The 15,885-nt window shown below is 60.3% G+C and carries 12 protein-coding genes; 3 read left to right on the plus strand and 9 right to left on the minus strand.

Features of this window, described 5'->3' with window-relative positions:
• Positions 1-474: 474 nt before the first annotated feature.
• Positions 475-2,424 (plus strand): M23 family metallopeptidase, encoded by a 1,950-nt coding sequence (locus DTW90_RS11695; RefSeq protein WP_149338472.1) that lies wholly within the window; start codon positions 475-477, stop codon positions 2,422-2,424.
• Between the two features lie 67 nt (positions 2,425-2,491).
• On the opposite strand, the gene clpB is transcribed toward DTW90_RS11695, so the two are convergent.
• The 8 genes from clpB to DTW90_RS11735 form a co-directional block, all read right to left on the minus strand.
• Positions 2,492-5,095, minus strand: a complete 2,604-nt coding sequence (gene clpB / locus DTW90_RS11700; protein WP_149338474.1) for an ATP-dependent chaperone ClpB — start codon at positions 5,093-5,095, stop codon at positions 2,492-2,494.
• A gap of 294 nt (positions 5,096-5,389) precedes the next feature.
• Positions 5,390-6,082, minus strand: a complete 693-nt coding sequence (locus tag DTW90_RS11705; protein ID WP_132521685.1) for a DUF4167 domain-containing protein — start codon at positions 6,080-6,082, stop codon at positions 5,390-5,392.
• 336 nt (positions 6,083-6,418) lie between these two features.
• Positions 6,419-7,291, minus strand: coding sequence for a peptide chain release factor N(5)-glutamine methyltransferase (gene prmC / locus DTW90_RS11710; RefSeq protein WP_149338476.1), 873 nt, complete (start codon positions 7,289-7,291; stop codon positions 6,419-6,421).
• A complete protein-coding gene (gene prfA, locus DTW90_RS11715; protein WP_132521689.1) occupies positions 7,288-8,367 on the minus strand; it encodes a peptide chain release factor 1 in 1,080 nt (359 codons plus the stop codon). Before prfA ends, prmC begins: the two co-directional genes overlap by 4 nt.
• A gap of 28 nt (positions 8,368-8,395) precedes the next feature.
• Positions 8,396-10,663 (minus strand): phosphoenolpyruvate--protein phosphotransferase, encoded by a 2,268-nt coding sequence (gene ptsP / locus DTW90_RS11720; RefSeq protein ID WP_132521691.1) that lies wholly within the window; start codon positions 10,661-10,663, stop codon positions 8,396-8,398.
• Between the two features lie 91 nt (positions 10,664-10,754).
• A complete protein-coding gene (locus DTW90_RS11725; RefSeq protein ID WP_149338478.1) occupies positions 10,755-12,008 on the minus strand; it encodes an aspartate kinase in 1,254 nt (417 codons plus the stop codon).
• Between the two features lie 241 nt (positions 12,009-12,249).
• A complete protein-coding gene (locus DTW90_RS11730; protein WP_132522593.1) occupies positions 12,250-12,597 on the minus strand; it encodes a hypothetical protein in 348 nt (115 codons plus the stop codon).
• Positions 12,598-12,677: 80 nt separating this feature from the next.
• Positions 12,678-13,574 (minus strand): LysR substrate-binding domain-containing protein, encoded by an 897-nt coding sequence (locus DTW90_RS11735; protein ID WP_149338480.1) that lies wholly within the window; start codon positions 13,572-13,574, stop codon positions 12,678-12,680.
• Positions 13,575-13,671: 97 nt separating this feature from the next.
• Here DTW90_RS11735 and DTW90_RS11740 point away from each other — a divergent pair, with 97 nt between their 5' ends.
• On the plus strand, positions 13,672-14,607 hold the full coding sequence (locus tag DTW90_RS11740) for an AEC family transporter (RefSeq protein ID WP_149338482.1): 936 nt from the start codon (positions 13,672-13,674) through the stop codon (positions 14,605-14,607).
• A gap of 44 nt (positions 14,608-14,651) precedes the next feature.
• Here DTW90_RS11740 and DTW90_RS11745 read toward each other — a convergent pair whose 3' ends face one another.
• Entirely contained in the window at positions 14,652-14,954 is a 303-nt protein-coding gene (locus tag DTW90_RS11745; protein WP_132521699.1) for a hypothetical protein, read from the minus strand.
• A gap of 287 nt (positions 14,955-15,241) precedes the next feature.
• Here DTW90_RS11745 and DTW90_RS11750 point away from each other — a divergent pair, with 287 nt between their 5' ends.
• Positions 15,242-15,859: a TetR/AcrR family transcriptional regulator gene (locus DTW90_RS11750; RefSeq protein WP_149338484.1), complete on the plus strand. Its 618-nt coding sequence runs from the start codon at positions 15,242-15,244 to the stop codon at positions 15,857-15,859.
• The last annotated feature ends 26 nt before the right edge of the window (positions 15,860-15,885 follow it).

Consider the following 15,885-nt stretch of genomic DNA (forward strand, 5'->3'; position numbering starts at 1 on the left):
CATCCCTCAACCAAACCGTCGTTTCTATCGAAACTCCAGAGCGAGGCAATTCGTCGCCAGCAGCGCCGCCGCCCTCGTCAGTGATCGGGCTTATAGACCCTACCCAACGAACTAGTCAACAGCCGAATTTCAAAAAACTGTAAAAATTCGCAAATTATTGATTTTGAACGATAATTCTTAGAGGCCCTAAAATACGCCCTATTTTACCGACAAATACCAGCCTTCAGACGGCACGGAGGCCCGACCGGCATGGGGATGAGCGCCTCGCGAGATAGAAAGACGTGGATGCAGGCATATTTCCTTTGACGGAAGTCCCTCCATATTCCATTCGCCCGATTGCCCGAGCGACGCAGGATTCACACAGGCAAGACAATTTGACGTCACGCGCACGGGATTTGACTCCGCCGTGATAAATATGCACATCTTTTGCGCAGCCAGGACGGCTTGCTGGAGAAGGAACCTGATCGGATTGGCATGTTGACGGACAAGATGATGCTCCGATCGCTTGGCAACGAGCCGCCAATCCTGGCCGACGGGCGACGCGCGCCCGACCGACGCGAGGTTTCCTTGCGCTGGCTTTCGGGTACGTTCCTCACGGGCATCACGTCCAGCATCCTGATGGGCGTCGCGCTTTTTGCAGCGCTCGACGGTCGCCAACAGCTCGCCATCCCCGCCGAGGCTTATGCGACAACCGATAGCGCCCAGGATAGTGCGGACAATGCACAGGTGACTCGTGGCGGACGCCTTATCCCCACTGCCCTTGCCGCCAAACCATCCGACCGCAACATCCTCGAAGTATCGACCGTCGTCCGCGACGGCGAGAAGGAGGTCGTGCGCAGGCAGCCCTTCGCGCATGTGAAGATGGCGCTTGCCGCCAATCATGTCACATCGGAGGACTATCCCGCATTTGATCCACTCGCGATCTTCTCGGCCGATACCAACATTCCCGCCCCGGCCAACCACACTGGAGCGATCTATGGCTCCGACGTAGAATCTGAAGTCAGCCTCAAGACGATCCCCTTCCCGATCAAGGAGGCTAGCTTTCCGCTTGCCGCTTCCATGTCGCTTGATGAAGTAGAAGAGAACGTCCGTTCGAACGGGTCGGTCCTGACCGACGGCAACACCCAGGTTTCCGCGCTCTATTACGTCGATCCCCAGCGCTTTGCGACAGATGACACCGATGTCGATCTCACGGCGGGGCTTGCTGCCCGCATCGTCGAGGAAAACATGTCGGTGTCGACGCCGGAACAGGTAACGTCGAAAATGCCGGAATATGCCGACGACGTCATTCCGGCACGGCAGGATACGCCGATTGCGGCCGCGCTGACCAATGCCGGCTATACGCAGGCCGATGCGGACGCCATCGCCGGCAGTATCCAGCCGCTTTTCGGCTCGTCCGAACTCGAGCGCGGCGACGTGCTTCGCGTCGGCATTCTCCAGCAGGGCGAACAGACCGACATCATCAGGGCCAGCATCTACCGCGGCACCAAGCATCTTCTCACCATCGCCAAGGACGACAGCGGCAGCTTCGTCGCCGGCGCCGAACCGCCCGAACTGGATGCGGTCGCCAGCGCCTTCGACAATGACATGGCGCCGGTGACGGCCGGCCGCGACCTGCCGAGCGTCTACGACGGCGTCTACCGCGCCGGTCTTTCCTACGGCATGACCAAGGAGATGATCGCGCAGATCATCAAGCTGCTCGCCAGCAATGTCGATTTCCAGGCCCAGCTGAAGCCGGCGGATTCGCTGGAAGCATTCTTCTCGGTCGCCGACAAGAACGGCAAGGCGACGGCAGACTCGGAACTGCTCTACGTCAACGCCAAATTCGGCGACAACGAGACACGCTTCTACCGTTTCGAGGATCCCGAGGACCATTCGGTCGACTATTTCGACCAGAACGGCAAGAGCATCCGGCAGTTCCTGCTCAGAAACCCCGTGCCGAACGGTGTCTTCACCTCAGGCTTCGGCATGCGCCGCCACCCGATCCTCGGTTTTGCCCGCATGCACACGGGCGTGGACTGGGCGGCACCACGCGGCACGCCGATCATCGCGACCGGCAACGGCGTCGTCGAAAAGGCAGGCTGGGATTCCGGCGGCTTCGGCAATCAGACCCTGATCCGCCATGCCAACGGCTATGTCTCGTCCTACAATCACCAGAGCGCCATCGCCAAGGGCATCGTCCCGGGCGCCAAGGTCGTGCAGGGACAGGTGATCGGCTTCATCGGCTCGACCGGCATGGCAACCGGCGCGCATCTCCATTACGAGCTGGTCGTCAACGGCACCAAGGTCGATCCGCTGCGCATCCGCCTGCCGGGCGGAAAGACGCTGGACGGCGATGCGCTGGCGAAATTCGAGGAAGAACGCAAGCGCGTCGATACGCTGCTCAGCGACGAGAAGTCGAAGCAGGTCGCCAGCAAGGAATAACATAAGTCCGAGCAAGAAAATGGCGGCCCAAGAGCCGCCATTTCGTATTCGTTTATAGCGAGAAGCCTTACGCCGCCTGGCTCGTCGCCTGACGAGGCCGGAACAACAGGCGGTCCGAACCGCTTGTCACCTTGACCGTCGAGCCATCCGGAATGTTGCCCGACAGGATCTGCTCGGCGAGCGGGTCCTGGACGAACTTCTGGATCGCTCGCTTCAGCGGCCTTGCGCCATAGACGGGGTCGTAACCCTTGTCCGCCAGCCAGTTGCGCGCATCCTCATCAAGGTCAAGCGTGATCTTGCGCTCCGACAACAGAGCCACCAGCCGCTTGAGCTGGATATCGACGATCGCGCCCATCTCGCTGCGACGCAGTCGATGGAACAGGATGATTTCGTCGACACGGTTGAGGAACTCCGGCCGAAAATGACCGCGGACCACATCCATGACCTGGTCGCGAACCTTGTCGCTGTCATCATTGTCGCCAAGCTGAGCGAGATATTCCGCACCCAGGTTGGAGGTCATGATGATCATCGTGTTGCGGAAATCGACCGTGCGCCCCTGCCCGTCAGTGAGGCGTCCATCGTCCAGAACCTGAAGCAGGACGTTGAAGACGTCAGGATGCGCCTTTTCGATCTCGTCGAACAGCACGACCTGATAGGGACGCCGGCGAACGGCCTCCGTCAACGAGCCGCCTTCCTCGTAGCCGACATAGCCGGGAGGTGCGCCGATCAGCCGGGCAACGGAGTGCTTCTCCATGTATTCCGACATGTCCATGCGCACCAGCGCGGTCTCGTCGTCGAAGAGGAAGCGTGCAAGCGCCTTGGTCAGCTCCGTCTTGCCGACGCCGGTCGGTCCGAGGAAGATGAACGAGCCGATCGGCCGGTTCGGATCCTGCAGGCCGGCGCGCGCGCGGCGAACCGCCCGCGATACGGCCTGAACCGCATCGCCCTGGCCGACGACTGACTTAGCCAGCTCATCTTCCATCCGGAGCAGCTTGTCCTTTTCGCCTTCCAGCATCTTCTCGACCGGAATGCCCGTCCAGCGCGCCACAATCTGCGCGATGTTGTCGGCGGTCACGACCTCCTGCACCATCGCGTTGCGGCTGTTGTCTTCCTTGCTTTCCGCTTCCGCAAGCTGCTTTTCCAGCCCCGGGATCACACCATAGGCAAGTTCGCCGGCGCGCTGGAATTCACCCTTGCGCTGGGCGATCGCCAGTTCGTTGCGGGCGTCATCGAGCTGCTTCTTCAGGTCGGCGGCAAGACCGAGCTTCTGCTTTTCCGCCTGCCAGCGCGCGGTCAGCGCATCGGCTTCCTCTTCAAGGCCGGCAAGCTCGGTTTCGAGCCGCACCAGCCGATCGGCGGACGCCTGGTCGGTTTCCTTCTTCAATGCCTCGCGCTCGATCTTCAGCTGGATGATGCGACGATCGAGTTCGTCGAGCTCTTCCGGCTTGGAATCGACCTGCATTCGCAGGCGGGCAGCCGCCTCGTCCATCAGATCGATGGCCTTGTCGGGCAGGAAGCGATCAGTGATGTAGCGGTTGGAAAGCGTCGCAGCTGCCACCAGAGCCGAATCCGCGATCCGGACCTTGTGATGCTGCTCGTATTTTTCCTTCAGGCCGCGCAGGATCGAGATCGTGTCCTCGACCGTCGGCTCCTCGACCATGACCGGCTGGAAGCGGCGGGCAAGTGCCGGATCCTTTTCCACATGCTTGCGATATTCATCAAGGGTGGTGGCGCCGACGCAATGCAGCTCGCCACGGGCAAGGGCAGGCTTCAACAGATTGGACGCATCCATCGCACCATCCGCTTTGCCGGCGCCGACGAGCGTGTGCATTTCATCGATGAAGAGGATGATCTCGCCGTTTTCCGACTGGACTTCGTTAAGCACGGCCTTCAGCCGTTCCTCGAATTCACCGCGGAATTTCGCTCCGGCAATCAACGCGCCCATGTCGAGCGCCATCAGCTTCTTGTCCTTCAGCGATTCCGGCACGTCTCCGTTGACAATGCGCAAGGCAAGGCCTTCGACGATTGCCGTCTTGCCGACGCCGGGTTCGCCGATCAGCACAGGATTGTTCTTGGTGCGGCGCGACAGGACCTGAATGGTGCGGCGAATTTCGTCGTCGCGGCCGATCACAGGGTCGAGCCTGCCCTCGCGGGCCTCGGCGGTGAGGTCGCGTGCGTATTTCTTCAGAGAATCGAAACCCTGCTCCGCATTGGCGGAGTCGGCCGTCCGGCCCTTGCGGATATCGTTGATGACCTGATTGAGAGCAACCGGTGTTACGCCTGCATTCTTCAGCGTCGTGGACGTGGAAGCTGTGGGCTCCAGGGCAAGCGCCTGCAGCAGCCGCTCGACGGTGACGAAACTGTCACCGGCCTTCTTGGCAGCCTCTTCGGCAGTCGCAAACACCTTGGCGAGCGGCTGCGCCAGATAAACCTGGCCATTGCCGCCGGAAACCTTGGGCAATTTGGCAAGTGCGGCATCATTTGCAAGCCGTGCAGCCTTTGCATCACCGCCTGCGCGATCGATCAGCGACGCAGCCATGCCCTGATCGTCGTCCAACAGCACTTTGAGAACATGTTCGGGCGTGAATTGCTGATGCCCCTGGGCAAGCGCATTGGTCTGAGCGGATTGCAGGAAACCGCGCACCCGCTCCGAGTATTTTTCTATATCCATTATGACCTCCATAGATCGCTCCGCCCTCAAGGCACGAAACGATGATTGAGATTGAGCTCCCTCAAGAGGCGAGCCCTGCCTGCCACGATTGGGATTTGCGGCGGGCAACTTTTCGTGAATATGGGATGATATTTCGACAGTTTAAAGAGCGCGGAAACGAAAAGTCCTGCGATTTCAAACCAACTCGGAAAGATCCGAATCCGGCTTGAGAAGCCCGGCGAACACCTAGCCTATAAACGCAAAAAAGCGCAGCAACCCGAAAGGCTGCTGCGCTTTTAAACTTCTAGGGAAAGCTTATTCCGAAGTGGCTTCGGCGAGGGCCGGAGACGCTTCGCTCGAAGCTGCCTCGCCTTCGCCCTGCGCGCCATCGCCGCTGTTGCGTGGCTGGCGGCGGGGACGGCTGCCGGTACTACGGCGGCGCGGCTGACGCGGAGCTGCAGCTGCCGGGGTCTCTTCCTCGATCGCGACTTCGGCCGGGATACCTTCGATCACGGGCTGGGGACCCGTGCCATCGATGATCTCTTCTGCCGGAGCAGCAACGGGAGCGGGCGCCGCCTGCTGTGTGCGAACCGGCGCAGCAGCGACCGGCTGTTCGTCCATGTCGCCGTTATCGAGATCATCCATATCGCGCTCGTTGCCGTCGCGATCGTTGTAATCCTGACGGTCATCACGCTGGAAGCGTTCCTGCATCTGAGCCTGGGCGGCTGCAATGATGCGGTTATAGTGCTCTGCGTGCTGAAGATAGTTTTCCGCCATGACACGGTCGCCGGCGCTCTGGGCGTCACGAGCGAGTGTCGAATACTTCTCGGCAATATGCTGAGCGGTTCCGCGGATTTTCACATCTGGACCCGAGCTGTCGTAGGTCCTGGTGAGCGGATTCGAGCCCTTGCGGTTAAAGTTGTTATTGTTGTTGTTATTGCCGCCGCCACCGCCGCCGCCGTTGTTACCACGCCCTCGACCGCGCTTGTTCTGCTGTCCTGGCCTCATAGATCCTTCACCTGAATTCCGTTGCTGTGATGAATATGCGGCACCTGCCGCCGTGGCCGGAATTTTCCGTGCCAGAGCTTTCGCACCGCAAGCAGACTGCGCCATCGCGCCGGTCTGCCGCTCGACTACATCAGATTAACTGATTCACGCATTGGGTAATCATCAACCTTTGCACTCTTTCGGAGCGGACCCCTGAGGCTGCCTGGAACCTTGACGAATCTCCGTCTGCTTCCAGCTGCCCAACGCGTGAGCGCAACCTATATTGCTTCCTCAGGAAATCCAAGCCTTTTCTTCGCAATAGCAATAACATCCCGGTAGCTGCTGCAATTTGTCGCTTCAACTACTATGCCTGAACACGAGCGCCCGGTCGTTGTGACCGTAATCGCGCGCTGCCTCGACAAGGGTAAATCCCGTTCCTTCGAAAATCGACGTCACCGCAATGCGCTGGTCGAAACCAATCTCCACTCCGATAATACCATCCGCATGCAGAAAACGTCCTGCATCGTTGGCAATCGCCCTGTACGCGTCAAGTCCGTCTTGGCCGCCGTCCAAAGCTGCCGGAGGATCGAAGATCTTCACTTCTGGTGCGAGAGTGGGGATGACACTGGACGCAATATAGGGCGGATTTGAGACAATCGCATGAAATTGACCGTGGACAGTCTCGAACCAACTACTTCTGAGCGTCTGGAATCTTCCCGATAAACCATTGCTTTCTGCGTTTGATTTCGCGATCTCAAGGGCATCTGCCGAGATGTCGGACCCGATGCCGGTCGCTGTAGGACATTCGCTCAAGAGCGCGAGGCAGATTGCCCCTGTTCCAGTCCCGATGTCGAGAATGTGGATATTCCCATGCGTAATTGCAAGACCCTTCAGGTAAACAAGTACGGTATCGACCAGGATTTCCGTATCCGGCCGCGGCTCCAGTGTCGCCGGCGAAAGCTTTAGCGGCAGCCCGTAGAATTCCCGTTCGCCAAGGATGCGATACACCGGCTCATGGCCAAGCCGTCGCTCGATGGCTGCCTCCACCGCGGCTGCCAGTTCCGGCCCGACGGCTTCGTCGCCGCGGACCGCAAGGTCCGTCGACGAAAGATCAAGCAGGCCTGAAACGAGAACGCGCGCATCGGCGGCCGGATCGTCGAGCCCAGCCTCGGCAAAGCGGCTGCGCGCCTGCCTCAGGAGCTCCGACACAGTCCGCCCTTCGCCGCTCATTGCTGCTCGCCAAGTTGGGCGAGCTGGCTCGCCTGGTAATCCGCCATCAGAGCATCGACCACTTCGTCGATTTCGCCTTCCATCATCCGGTCGAGCTTGTAGAGCGTCAGGTTGATGCGATGGTCCGTAATGCGGCCCTGCGGGAAATTGTAGGTTCGGATGCGCTCGGAGCGGTCACCCGAACCGACCTGGCTCTTGCGATCGGCCGAACGCTCGCTGTCCATGCGCTGGCGCTCCATATCATAAAGACGCGAGCGCAGAACCTGCATGGCCTTGGCGCGGTTCTGGTGCTGGGATTTCTCCGAGCTGGTGACGACGATGCCGGAGGGCAGATGCGTGATGCGCACGGCGGAATCGGTCGTGTTGACGTGCTGGCCGCCGGCACCCGACGAGCGCATCGTGTCGATTCGGATATCTTCCGGCTTGATTTCGATATCCACCTCTTCCGCCTCAGGCAGAACCGCGACCGTCGCTGCCGACGTGTGGATACGGCCGCTGGCCTCGGTTTCCGGGACGCGCTGCACGCGATGGACGCCGGATTCGAATTTCAGCTTGGCGAAGACGCCCTTGCCGGTGATCGTCGCAATGATTTCCTTGTAGCCGCCGGCTTCGCCGTCGCTTGCCGAGAGGATTTCCACCTTCCAGCCGTGGGTCGCCGCATATCGCTCGTACATGCGAAAGAGATCGCCGGCGAAAAGTGCTGCCTCGTTGCCGCCGGTGCCGGCGCGGATTTCTAAGATGGCGCTCTTTTCGTCGGCGGCATCCTTCGGCAGGAGCTGGATTTGGATTTCCGTTTCCAGCCCCTCTATCCGGTCCTTGACCTCGGGCAGCTCGGTTTCCGCAAGCTCGCGCATCTCGCGATCGACATCCTTCTCCGCCAGCATGGTTTCGAGATCAGTCCGCTCCGCCAGCGCCTTTTCATAGTCGCGGATTTTCGTCACGACAGGCTGCAATTCGGAATATTCCGACGCGAGCTTCACATAGACATCCGCCGAGGGCCCGGCCGACATACGCGCCTCGATTTCGCCGAAGCGGCGCTCCAGCTCGCGCATCTTTTCAACGGGAAGCTTCGCCACCCTTCACTCCGATTCTTCTTTTGTTTTTCTAAAGGGGAATATTGTGGCTTTCGGCAAAGCCGACAAGGATATCGCGCATCGCAACCGTCGAATGCGTGTCGTCCAGCGCCTCCTCCACGGTCTTCGACAGCGCAGCAGCATCCAGCCCAAGCAACATGGCCTTGACTGGACCGATTGCGGCCGGGGACATGGAGATCGAGCGGAAGCCGATACCGATCAGGGCCATGGCCGAGATTGGCCGTCCCGCAAGCTCGCCGCACAGGGTCACCGGCGTGTTGTTGCGTTCGCCGGCCCTTACGATATCGCGAAGGATACGCAGGAACGGCCGGCCCAGGGGATCGAAGCGGTCCGAAACGCGGGCATTGCCCCGATCGGCTGCCATAGAAAACTGGAAGAGATCGTTGGAGCCAACGGAAACGAAGTCGACGGCGTCCATCAGCTCGTCGAGCTGCCAGAGAAGTGCCGGCACTTCCAGCATCGCGCCGAATTGCAGCTTGCGCGGCAGCGCGTAGCCGAAGCGTGACAGATGCTGCACTTCCTTCTGCAGCAGCTCCCGGACCGCCGCAATCTCGGATACTTCCGTGACCATCGGCACCATCATCTTCAGTTCGCCGTCCGCAGCAGCCCTGAGCATGGCGCGAAGCTGGGTGCGCAGGAGGCCCGGCCGGTCGAGCGACAGGCGGATGGCGCGCCAGCCGAGCGCCGGGTTCTCTTCCTCATGCGCGCGGAAGTAAGGCACCACCTTGTCGCCGCCGATATCGAGCGTCCGGAAGGTGACCGCGCGGCTGCCGGCCTGCTTCAGCACCGTGCGATAAAAGGCTTCCTGCTCATCCGCCTTCGGCATGGTCGAGGCGATCATGAACTGCAGCTCGGTGCGGAAGAGGCCGATGCCCTCGGCGCCGGATTCGGCAAGCTGCGGCAGGTCGACGACGAGGCCGGCATTCATCAGAAGCGAGATTCGCTGTCCGTCCTTGGTGACTGGATCGACGGAGCGGAGCGCTCGGAACTGCTCCTGCCGACGGGCGCGAAAGCGCACCTTCTCCTCATAGGACCGCTGGTGATCCTGCATCGGGCGCAGATGGACGTGACCCTCGTCGCCATCGATGATGACGGAATCGCCGTTCTCCACGAGCGCCACGATACCCGTCGCCTGGCCGACGACGGGAATGCCCATGGCCCGGGCGACAATGACCACGTGGCTGGTGACCGCGCCTTCCTCGAGCACCAGGCCGCGAATATTGGTGCGCGGATAGTCGAGCAATTCGGCAGCGCCCATGGCACGGGCAAAGATGATGGCGTCGTTCGGAAAGCCTTCCGAGGCAGCACGGCCGGAATAGCCGGTTAGCTGGCGCAGCAGCCGGTTGGCCAGATCCTCGAAATCATGCATGCGCTCACGCAGGTAAGGATCCGTCAGGCGCATCATCCGCGCCTTGGTGTCGGACTGCACCTTCTCGACAGCAGCCTCGGCGGTCAGGCCGTTGCGGATCGCCTCTTCCAGCTTGCGCACCCAGCCCTGGTCATGCGCGAACATGCGGTAGGTTTCCAAGACCTCGCGGTGCTCGCCTTCGGTCGGCACGTCACGGCGCGACAGCATGTCGTCGATAGAGATGCGCAGCGAGCCCAGCGCATCCGCCATGCGCTGGATTTCCTTCTCGGTATCGTCGTTCAGGAGATTGGTGACGACGACGCGAGGCTCGTGCAGCACGACGTAACCGAGCCCGATGCCCTCATTATAGCTATCGCCGTCGATGGTGAGGGAGCGGGTAAGGTCGAGTTCGAGGCCCGGCTTGGCGATCTTCTTAAGTTCGCCGGTCGCGATCATTTCCGCCAGGACCATTGCGGTCGTCTCGAGCGCTTCAAGCTCCTCGTCACGATAGTTGCGGCTGGCCTTGTTCTGCACGACGAGGACGCCGAGCGAACGGCCGGCACGCAGGATCGGCACGCCGAGGAAGGAATGGAATATTTCTTCGCCCGTTTCAGGCAGGTAGCGGAAGGCGGGGTGCGACTGCGCGTCCGAAAGATTGAGCGGCTGCGCGGACGCGGCGATCGTGCCGACGAGGCCTTGCCCCATCTTCAACTGCGAAAGGTGGACGGCTTCCTTGTTGAGACCTTCGGTCGCGTAAAGCTCCAGCACGCCGTCGGCGCGCAACACGTAGACGGAGCAGACTTCCGCCACCATGTTTCCGGCAATCTGGCGAACGATCCGATCAAGCCGCTCCTGCGGTTCGAGCGGCTCGGCCATGAGCTCTCGCAGCCGTTTGAGCAGAACGCGTGGACCGCCGGATAGGTCTCTCATGGCGCCTCAAACTCCCGAAAATAAAGATATCACCCTCGTTTGCGCCGGCCGAAACTGCCCCCTGTCGCGGTCCGCCAAACCTAATGATGAATCAACTCTTATCCAGACCGTAGCAAGAATGCAAAGTCCTGACTGCAAGTTCCGCATATGGACCGTCGATAAGAATGGAAATCTTGATTTCCGACGTGGTGATCGCTTTGATGTTGATGCCTTTTTCGGCAAGTGCACGGAAAGCAGTCGCCGCAACGCCCGCGTGAGAGCGCATGCCGATACCGATGACAGACACCTTCACCAGACCTGATTCGTTCTGGATGACGTCATAGCCGATCTTTTCCTTGTGCTCTGACAGCACGCGCATCGCCTTGTCGACATCGCCCGACGGCACCGTGAAGGTCATGTCGGTCTTCGAGCCGTCCTCGGAGATGTTCTGGACGATCATGTCGACATTAATATGGGATTCGGCGAGCGGTCCGAAGATCGCGGCGGAGACGCCCGGGCGGTCGGCAAGACGGCGCAGCGAGATTTGGGCTTCATCCTTGGCATAGGCGATGCCGGTGACTACTTCCTGTTCCACGATTTCTTCCTCGTCACAAATCAGCGTTCCGGGCGGGTTCAAGAGGTCGCCCATGCCCGGAGCATCGGGATCCTCGAATGAAGAGCGAACGAAGGTGCGCACCTTGAAGACCATGGCAAGCTCAACCGAGCGCACCTGCAGCACCTTGGCGCCGAGCGACGCCATTTCCAGCATTTCTTCGAATGCGATCTTTTTCAGGCGACGTGCCTTCGGCTCGATGCGCGGATCGGTCGTATAGACGCCGTCGACATCGGTATAGATGTCGCAGCGGTCGGCCTTGACGGCAGCGGCGATCGCCACGGCCGAGGTGTCCGAGCCGCCGCGGCCGAGCGTCGCGATCCGGTTATCGGGGCCGAGACCCTGGAAGCCGGCGATGACGGCCACCTGGCCCTCGCCCATGCGGCGGATGATTTCGTCGCCGTTTATTTCCATGATGCGGGCTGCGCCATGGGCATTGTCGGTCTTGATCGGAATCTGCCAGCCCTGCCAGGAGCGAGCATTGATGCCGAGATGTTGAAGAGCGATCGCCAGGAGACCCGAGGTCACCTGCTCGCCGGAGGCAACCACGGCGTCATATTCGCGCGCATCGTGCATCGGCGAGGCATCGCGGGTCCAGCCAACCAGCTCGTTCGTCTTGCCCGACATGGCCGAGACGACGACTGCCACCTCGTGGCCGGCATCGACTTCACGTTTCACATGGCGGGCGACATTGCGGATGCGGTCCAGATCAGCGACGGATGTTCCGCCGAATTTCATTACGATGCGTGCCATAGGCCTCTACCAATCAAGCGCCGAGCGGCCCGAAAGGCGAAACAGCCCGGCATACCAATGCGCCCCGCGCCTCAAGCGGACGGCCTCTGGGGAAAGCGGACTTTCGAGAAGGGCACCGTCGCCGGAACAGCGGACGTCAAGTTGCGGCGTCTCTTAGCGAGTTTGTCGGGTAAGGGCAATGGGGATCGCAGGAACGGTAACGAGTATATGACAGCGGCGCTCAACAATAGGCGCAGGTCCCTCAGCCGAGTATCGGCATCTTGCCGAGGCCGAGCATGTCGTTGACGAGAGCGATGCCCATGCCGACTGCAACGATGATCAGCCCTATCATGAAGAGTTTGCGTGACCGGTCATATTTAGAAGCCAGCAGGGAGTCGCGGGCAAGAAGATCGGAAACAACCTTTACCTGCAGGACAATGCCGACAAGCAGAAATCCCGCCGGCAGGATATCGACCCGGCTCCAGTCGTTGGGATTGGAAACCCAATGGCTGATGAAGCTCAGCGAAAAACCGAGAATGATCCCGACAGCCGTCAGCGTGCCGTTGCGAAATGTCGAGTCGATCTTCTCTTGCGGCTGCGGATCGGACATGGCTGTTTCGCTCTGCATCAGTGGCGACCGATCGTCAGGAAGTCAGAAAATCGGAACGGCGGCAAGCGGGAAAACCCATGTCAGTCCAGCTGCATCGTGGCTTTGGGCACCTCGGCCACCGTAAGAAACGCTCTGAGGGCCGGATTGAGGTTCTGCGGCCTCCAGGCGATCACCTGCTCGATGGCCGGCGCATCCTCGAGCGCGCGAAAAACGACGTCACGGGTCTGAAGCTTGGCCATCGACTGCGGCACGAGCGCGATGCCGAGATTTTCGCCGACAAGGCTGATGATGGTCTGCTGGAGCTGCGTTTCCAGCCGGATGGTCGGCTCGAAACCGTAGGGCCGGCAATAGTCGGAAATCGCCTGCCGGAGCGTCGGTGCGACATCGACCGGCGTCGCAATCAACGGCTGCCCCTCAAGCGCCGTTGCGCCGATGACATCACGTGCCGCGAATTCGTGCTCGCGATGGATTGCAAGGCACAGGTTCTCCCGATGCACCGGATAGGTTGCCAGCCCCCTGACGGGGCCGGGCGAAAACGTGATCCCGGCATCGAACCGCCCCGCCACCACATCGCCAGACAGGGAGCTCGGGATGACTTCGCGCAATTTGACCTCCACCAACGGATAGGCCGCCATGTATCGCTTGGTGAGGCCGGGCAGGACGGTGTGGGCAGCATGCATCATGAAGCCGATCGAAAGTTCCCCGAGCTCGCCGCGATCGGCGAGACGAACATTGCGGCAGGCCTGATCGAAGGAAGACACGACGGAGCGGGCATCCACCAGAAATTGCTGACCGGCGGCAGTCAATACCGCCCGGCGCGAATGCCGCTCGAGCAGCTTCACCCCAAGCTCGCGTTCCAGCGCCCCCACCTGACGGCTGAGGGGCGGCTGGGTGATGTTGAGCCGATCGGCGGCGCGACCGAAATGCAGAGTTTCGGCAAGCGCAATGAAATAACGCATCTGGCGAATGTCGACCATGATACCGATCCGGTATGAATTGAGGCAGAAAACGGCATTGGATTATATCAATCACCGGCGGTAGAGGAAGCCATCCTGTTCTTTCCGGCACCGTCTCATGATCTCGACCTTTTTCACCGTCATTCCGATCTTCGCGCTCATTCTTGCGGGCTGGGTTGCCAGACGAACGGCCGTTCTCGGTCCTCATGCGACGACGGAGCTCAATCGCTTCGTCGTTTATCTGGCCCTGCCCGCGCTGCTGTTCGATATCATGGCCCATGCCCAATGGTCGGATTTGTGGCAGCCCGGCTTCATCGCTGCCTTCGGTCTCGGCAGCCTCCTGGTCTTTGCGGTGACGGTGTTTGTGCGGCTTCGGGCTGCCCGCCATCTGGCGGATGCTGCAATCGACGGCTTGAATGCCGGCTATGCCAATACGGGTTTCATGGGATTTCCGCTTGCGCTGGTCGCGCTCGGAAGCCAGGCGATGCCTTCGGTAACGATCGCGACGATCATCACCGTCTGCCTGATCTTTGCCGTCGCCATTGTTCTGATCGAGATCGGACTGCGTACGGACAAGAACCGCGGCAATGTCGTCTTCAAGGTCGCCCGGGCGCTGGTGAAGAATCCTCTGCTCATTTCGCCCGCCCTTGGCGCGCTTGCCTCACTGATCCAGCTACCTATCCCTGCGCCGGCGGAGACTTTCCTGAAGCTTCTGGGTGGTGCGGCCTCGCCGAGCGCGCTCGTCGCCTTGGGGCTGTTCCTTGCAACCCCACGAGAGAAAACCTCTTCGACGGAAGGGTTGAGCGCCGTACTCGTCGGCGCCAAGCTGATATTGCAGCCCGTCCTCACCTGGGTACTGGCCGCTCTCGTCTTTCATTTGCCGCCGACACTGACGCAATCGGCAACCTTGCTTGCCGCGCTGCCGACGGGCACGGGACCTTTCATGCTCGCGGAATTCTACAATCGCGAAGCAGCGGTCACATCAAGAGTGATCCTGATCTCGACCGTCTTTTCGATCCTGACGGTCTCAGCCTATCTTGCCTTGGCAAAATAGGCTTCCTACATCCATTTTAAGTGCTAAGCGCCGGCCTCAAAAGGTCAGCAGGACCGTCCGCCATAAGGTGACTCTTCCTCACAACGCACGTGGTAATGCCAGTCACCTACCGTCTGACTGGCGGCTGGCAGCGTATGATGAGGCTGAGCCGGCGGCGAAAGACGACCACCGACTGCGACGCCGGTCAGGAGCGCCACGACCAGGAAGAGCACGAGGCGTTCGCCGGCCGACAGGATATGGCTGCGGACATGCTGGATATAATCCCTCTCGCCGCCCGCCTTTTCGGTGCCCGTATGAGATTCGCGAGACGCCCCGTCTTGGCGGCTGAAAAAATCGCAATTTGCCATGGTTTTTCTGCTCCTTTCTCCGCCCCCGCAGAAGTTCTTTTCTCGATTACGCTGCATCATGTGTGCTTTTGAAGGCCACGCTTAAAGAGCCTTTCGGCAAACGCACTGTTCGCGAATTGTGTCTAATTCTCGGCAATTATTGCTTGACGCACGGAAGCGTGAACAAAGGGTAGAAAATGGCTTGGATAACGACTCGAATTTCCTCTTGATATTTTAGATCGGTCGCTCTAATTAAATTCTAGAGCAAACGCTCCAAAATCAGTTTTTCCGCAAGAGGGCGCCTCCTGATGGCAAGACCCAGACAGTTCGATGAAACACAGGTGCTGGAAGCCGCCGGAAACATTTTCTGGCTGAAAGGCTTTGAGGCCACGTCGACCCGCGATTTGGCCGAGGGCATGGGCCTGACACAGGCTAGCCTCTACAATGCCTTCGGCGACAAGCGCGGCCTCTATATGAAGGCGCTCCGGCAATATGTCGACAGTCGCCTCTATGGTCGATTCGCCCGCAGCACCGGCGCTCCGACGCCCGGCCTTGCCATTGTTTCCTACTTCTCATCGATCATACGGGATTCGCTGGCCGATCCCGATCATCGCGGCTGCCTGCTTGTCAACGGGGCGTTTGAAGCGCAGCCGGACGACGTAGAACTGCAGAGAGTCATCGCTGCAGAAACCACAGAGATCGAGGCCTTCTTCCGCCGTCATCTCACTCTCGCTCAGGAGAGCGGCGAAATCCCGAATTCAGTGCCTCCCGAGGATCTGGCGAAAATGCTGCTCGCCGTTCAGTTCGGCTTGCGTACCCTCGTCCGCATCCGCCCCGAACGTGAACTGCTCGATGGCATGATCAGGCCTGTTATGTCGATGCTGACCCTGCCCTGGCCACTGCCCGGGCCGCAGCCGGACGGATAAGCGCTAGATTTCATCTCAATCGCGAA

Origin of the sequence: Neorhizobium sp. P12A (assembly GCF_008365395.1) — a bacterium.
Lineage (GTDB): Bacteria > Pseudomonadota > Alphaproteobacteria > Rhizobiales > Rhizobiaceae > Rhizobium.

What these genes read in the sequence shown, in the direction of transcription:
- DTW90_RS11705 (WP_132521685.1), bottom strand. Translation starts at nt 6,082, where the DNA reads ATGAGGCCAGGACAGCAGAACAAGCGCGGTCGAGGGCGTGGTAACAAC.
- DTW90_RS11745 (WP_132521699.1), bottom strand. Translation starts at nt 14,954, where the DNA reads ATGGCAAATTGCGATTTTTTCAGCCGCCAAGACGGGGCGTCTCGCGAA.
- DTW90_RS11735 (WP_149338480.1), bottom strand. Translation starts at nt 13,574, where the DNA reads ATGGTCGACATTCGCCAGATGCGTTATTTCATTGCGCTTGCCGAAACT.
- DTW90_RS11750 (WP_149338484.1), top strand. Translation starts at nt 15,242, where the DNA reads ATGGCAAGACCCAGACAGTTCGATGAAACACAGGTGCTGGAAGCCGCC.
- DTW90_RS11695 (WP_149338472.1), top strand. Translation starts at nt 475, where the DNA reads ATGTTGACGGACAAGATGATGCTCCGATCGCTTGGCAACGAGCCGCCA.
- clpB (WP_149338474.1), bottom strand. Translation starts at nt 5,095, where the DNA reads ATGGATATAGAAAAATACTCGGAGCGGGTGCGCGGTTTCCTGCAATCC.
- prmC (WP_149338476.1), bottom strand. Translation starts at nt 7,291, where the DNA reads ATGAGCGGCGAAGGGCGGACTGTGTCGGAGCTCCTGAGGCAGGCGCGC.
- DTW90_RS11730 (WP_132522593.1), bottom strand. Translation starts at nt 12,597, where the DNA reads ATGTCCGATCCGCAGCCGCAAGAGAAGATCGACTCGACATTTCGCAAC.
- DTW90_RS11740 (WP_149338482.1), top strand. Translation starts at nt 13,672, where the DNA reads ATGATCTCGACCTTTTTCACCGTCATTCCGATCTTCGCGCTCATTCTT.
- ptsP (WP_132521691.1), bottom strand. Translation starts at nt 10,663, where the DNA reads ATGAGAGACCTATCCGGCGGTCCACGCGTTCTGCTCAAACGGCTGCGA.
- DTW90_RS11725 (WP_149338478.1), bottom strand. Translation starts at nt 12,008, where the DNA reads ATGGCACGCATCGTAATGAAATTCGGCGGAACATCCGTCGCTGATCTG.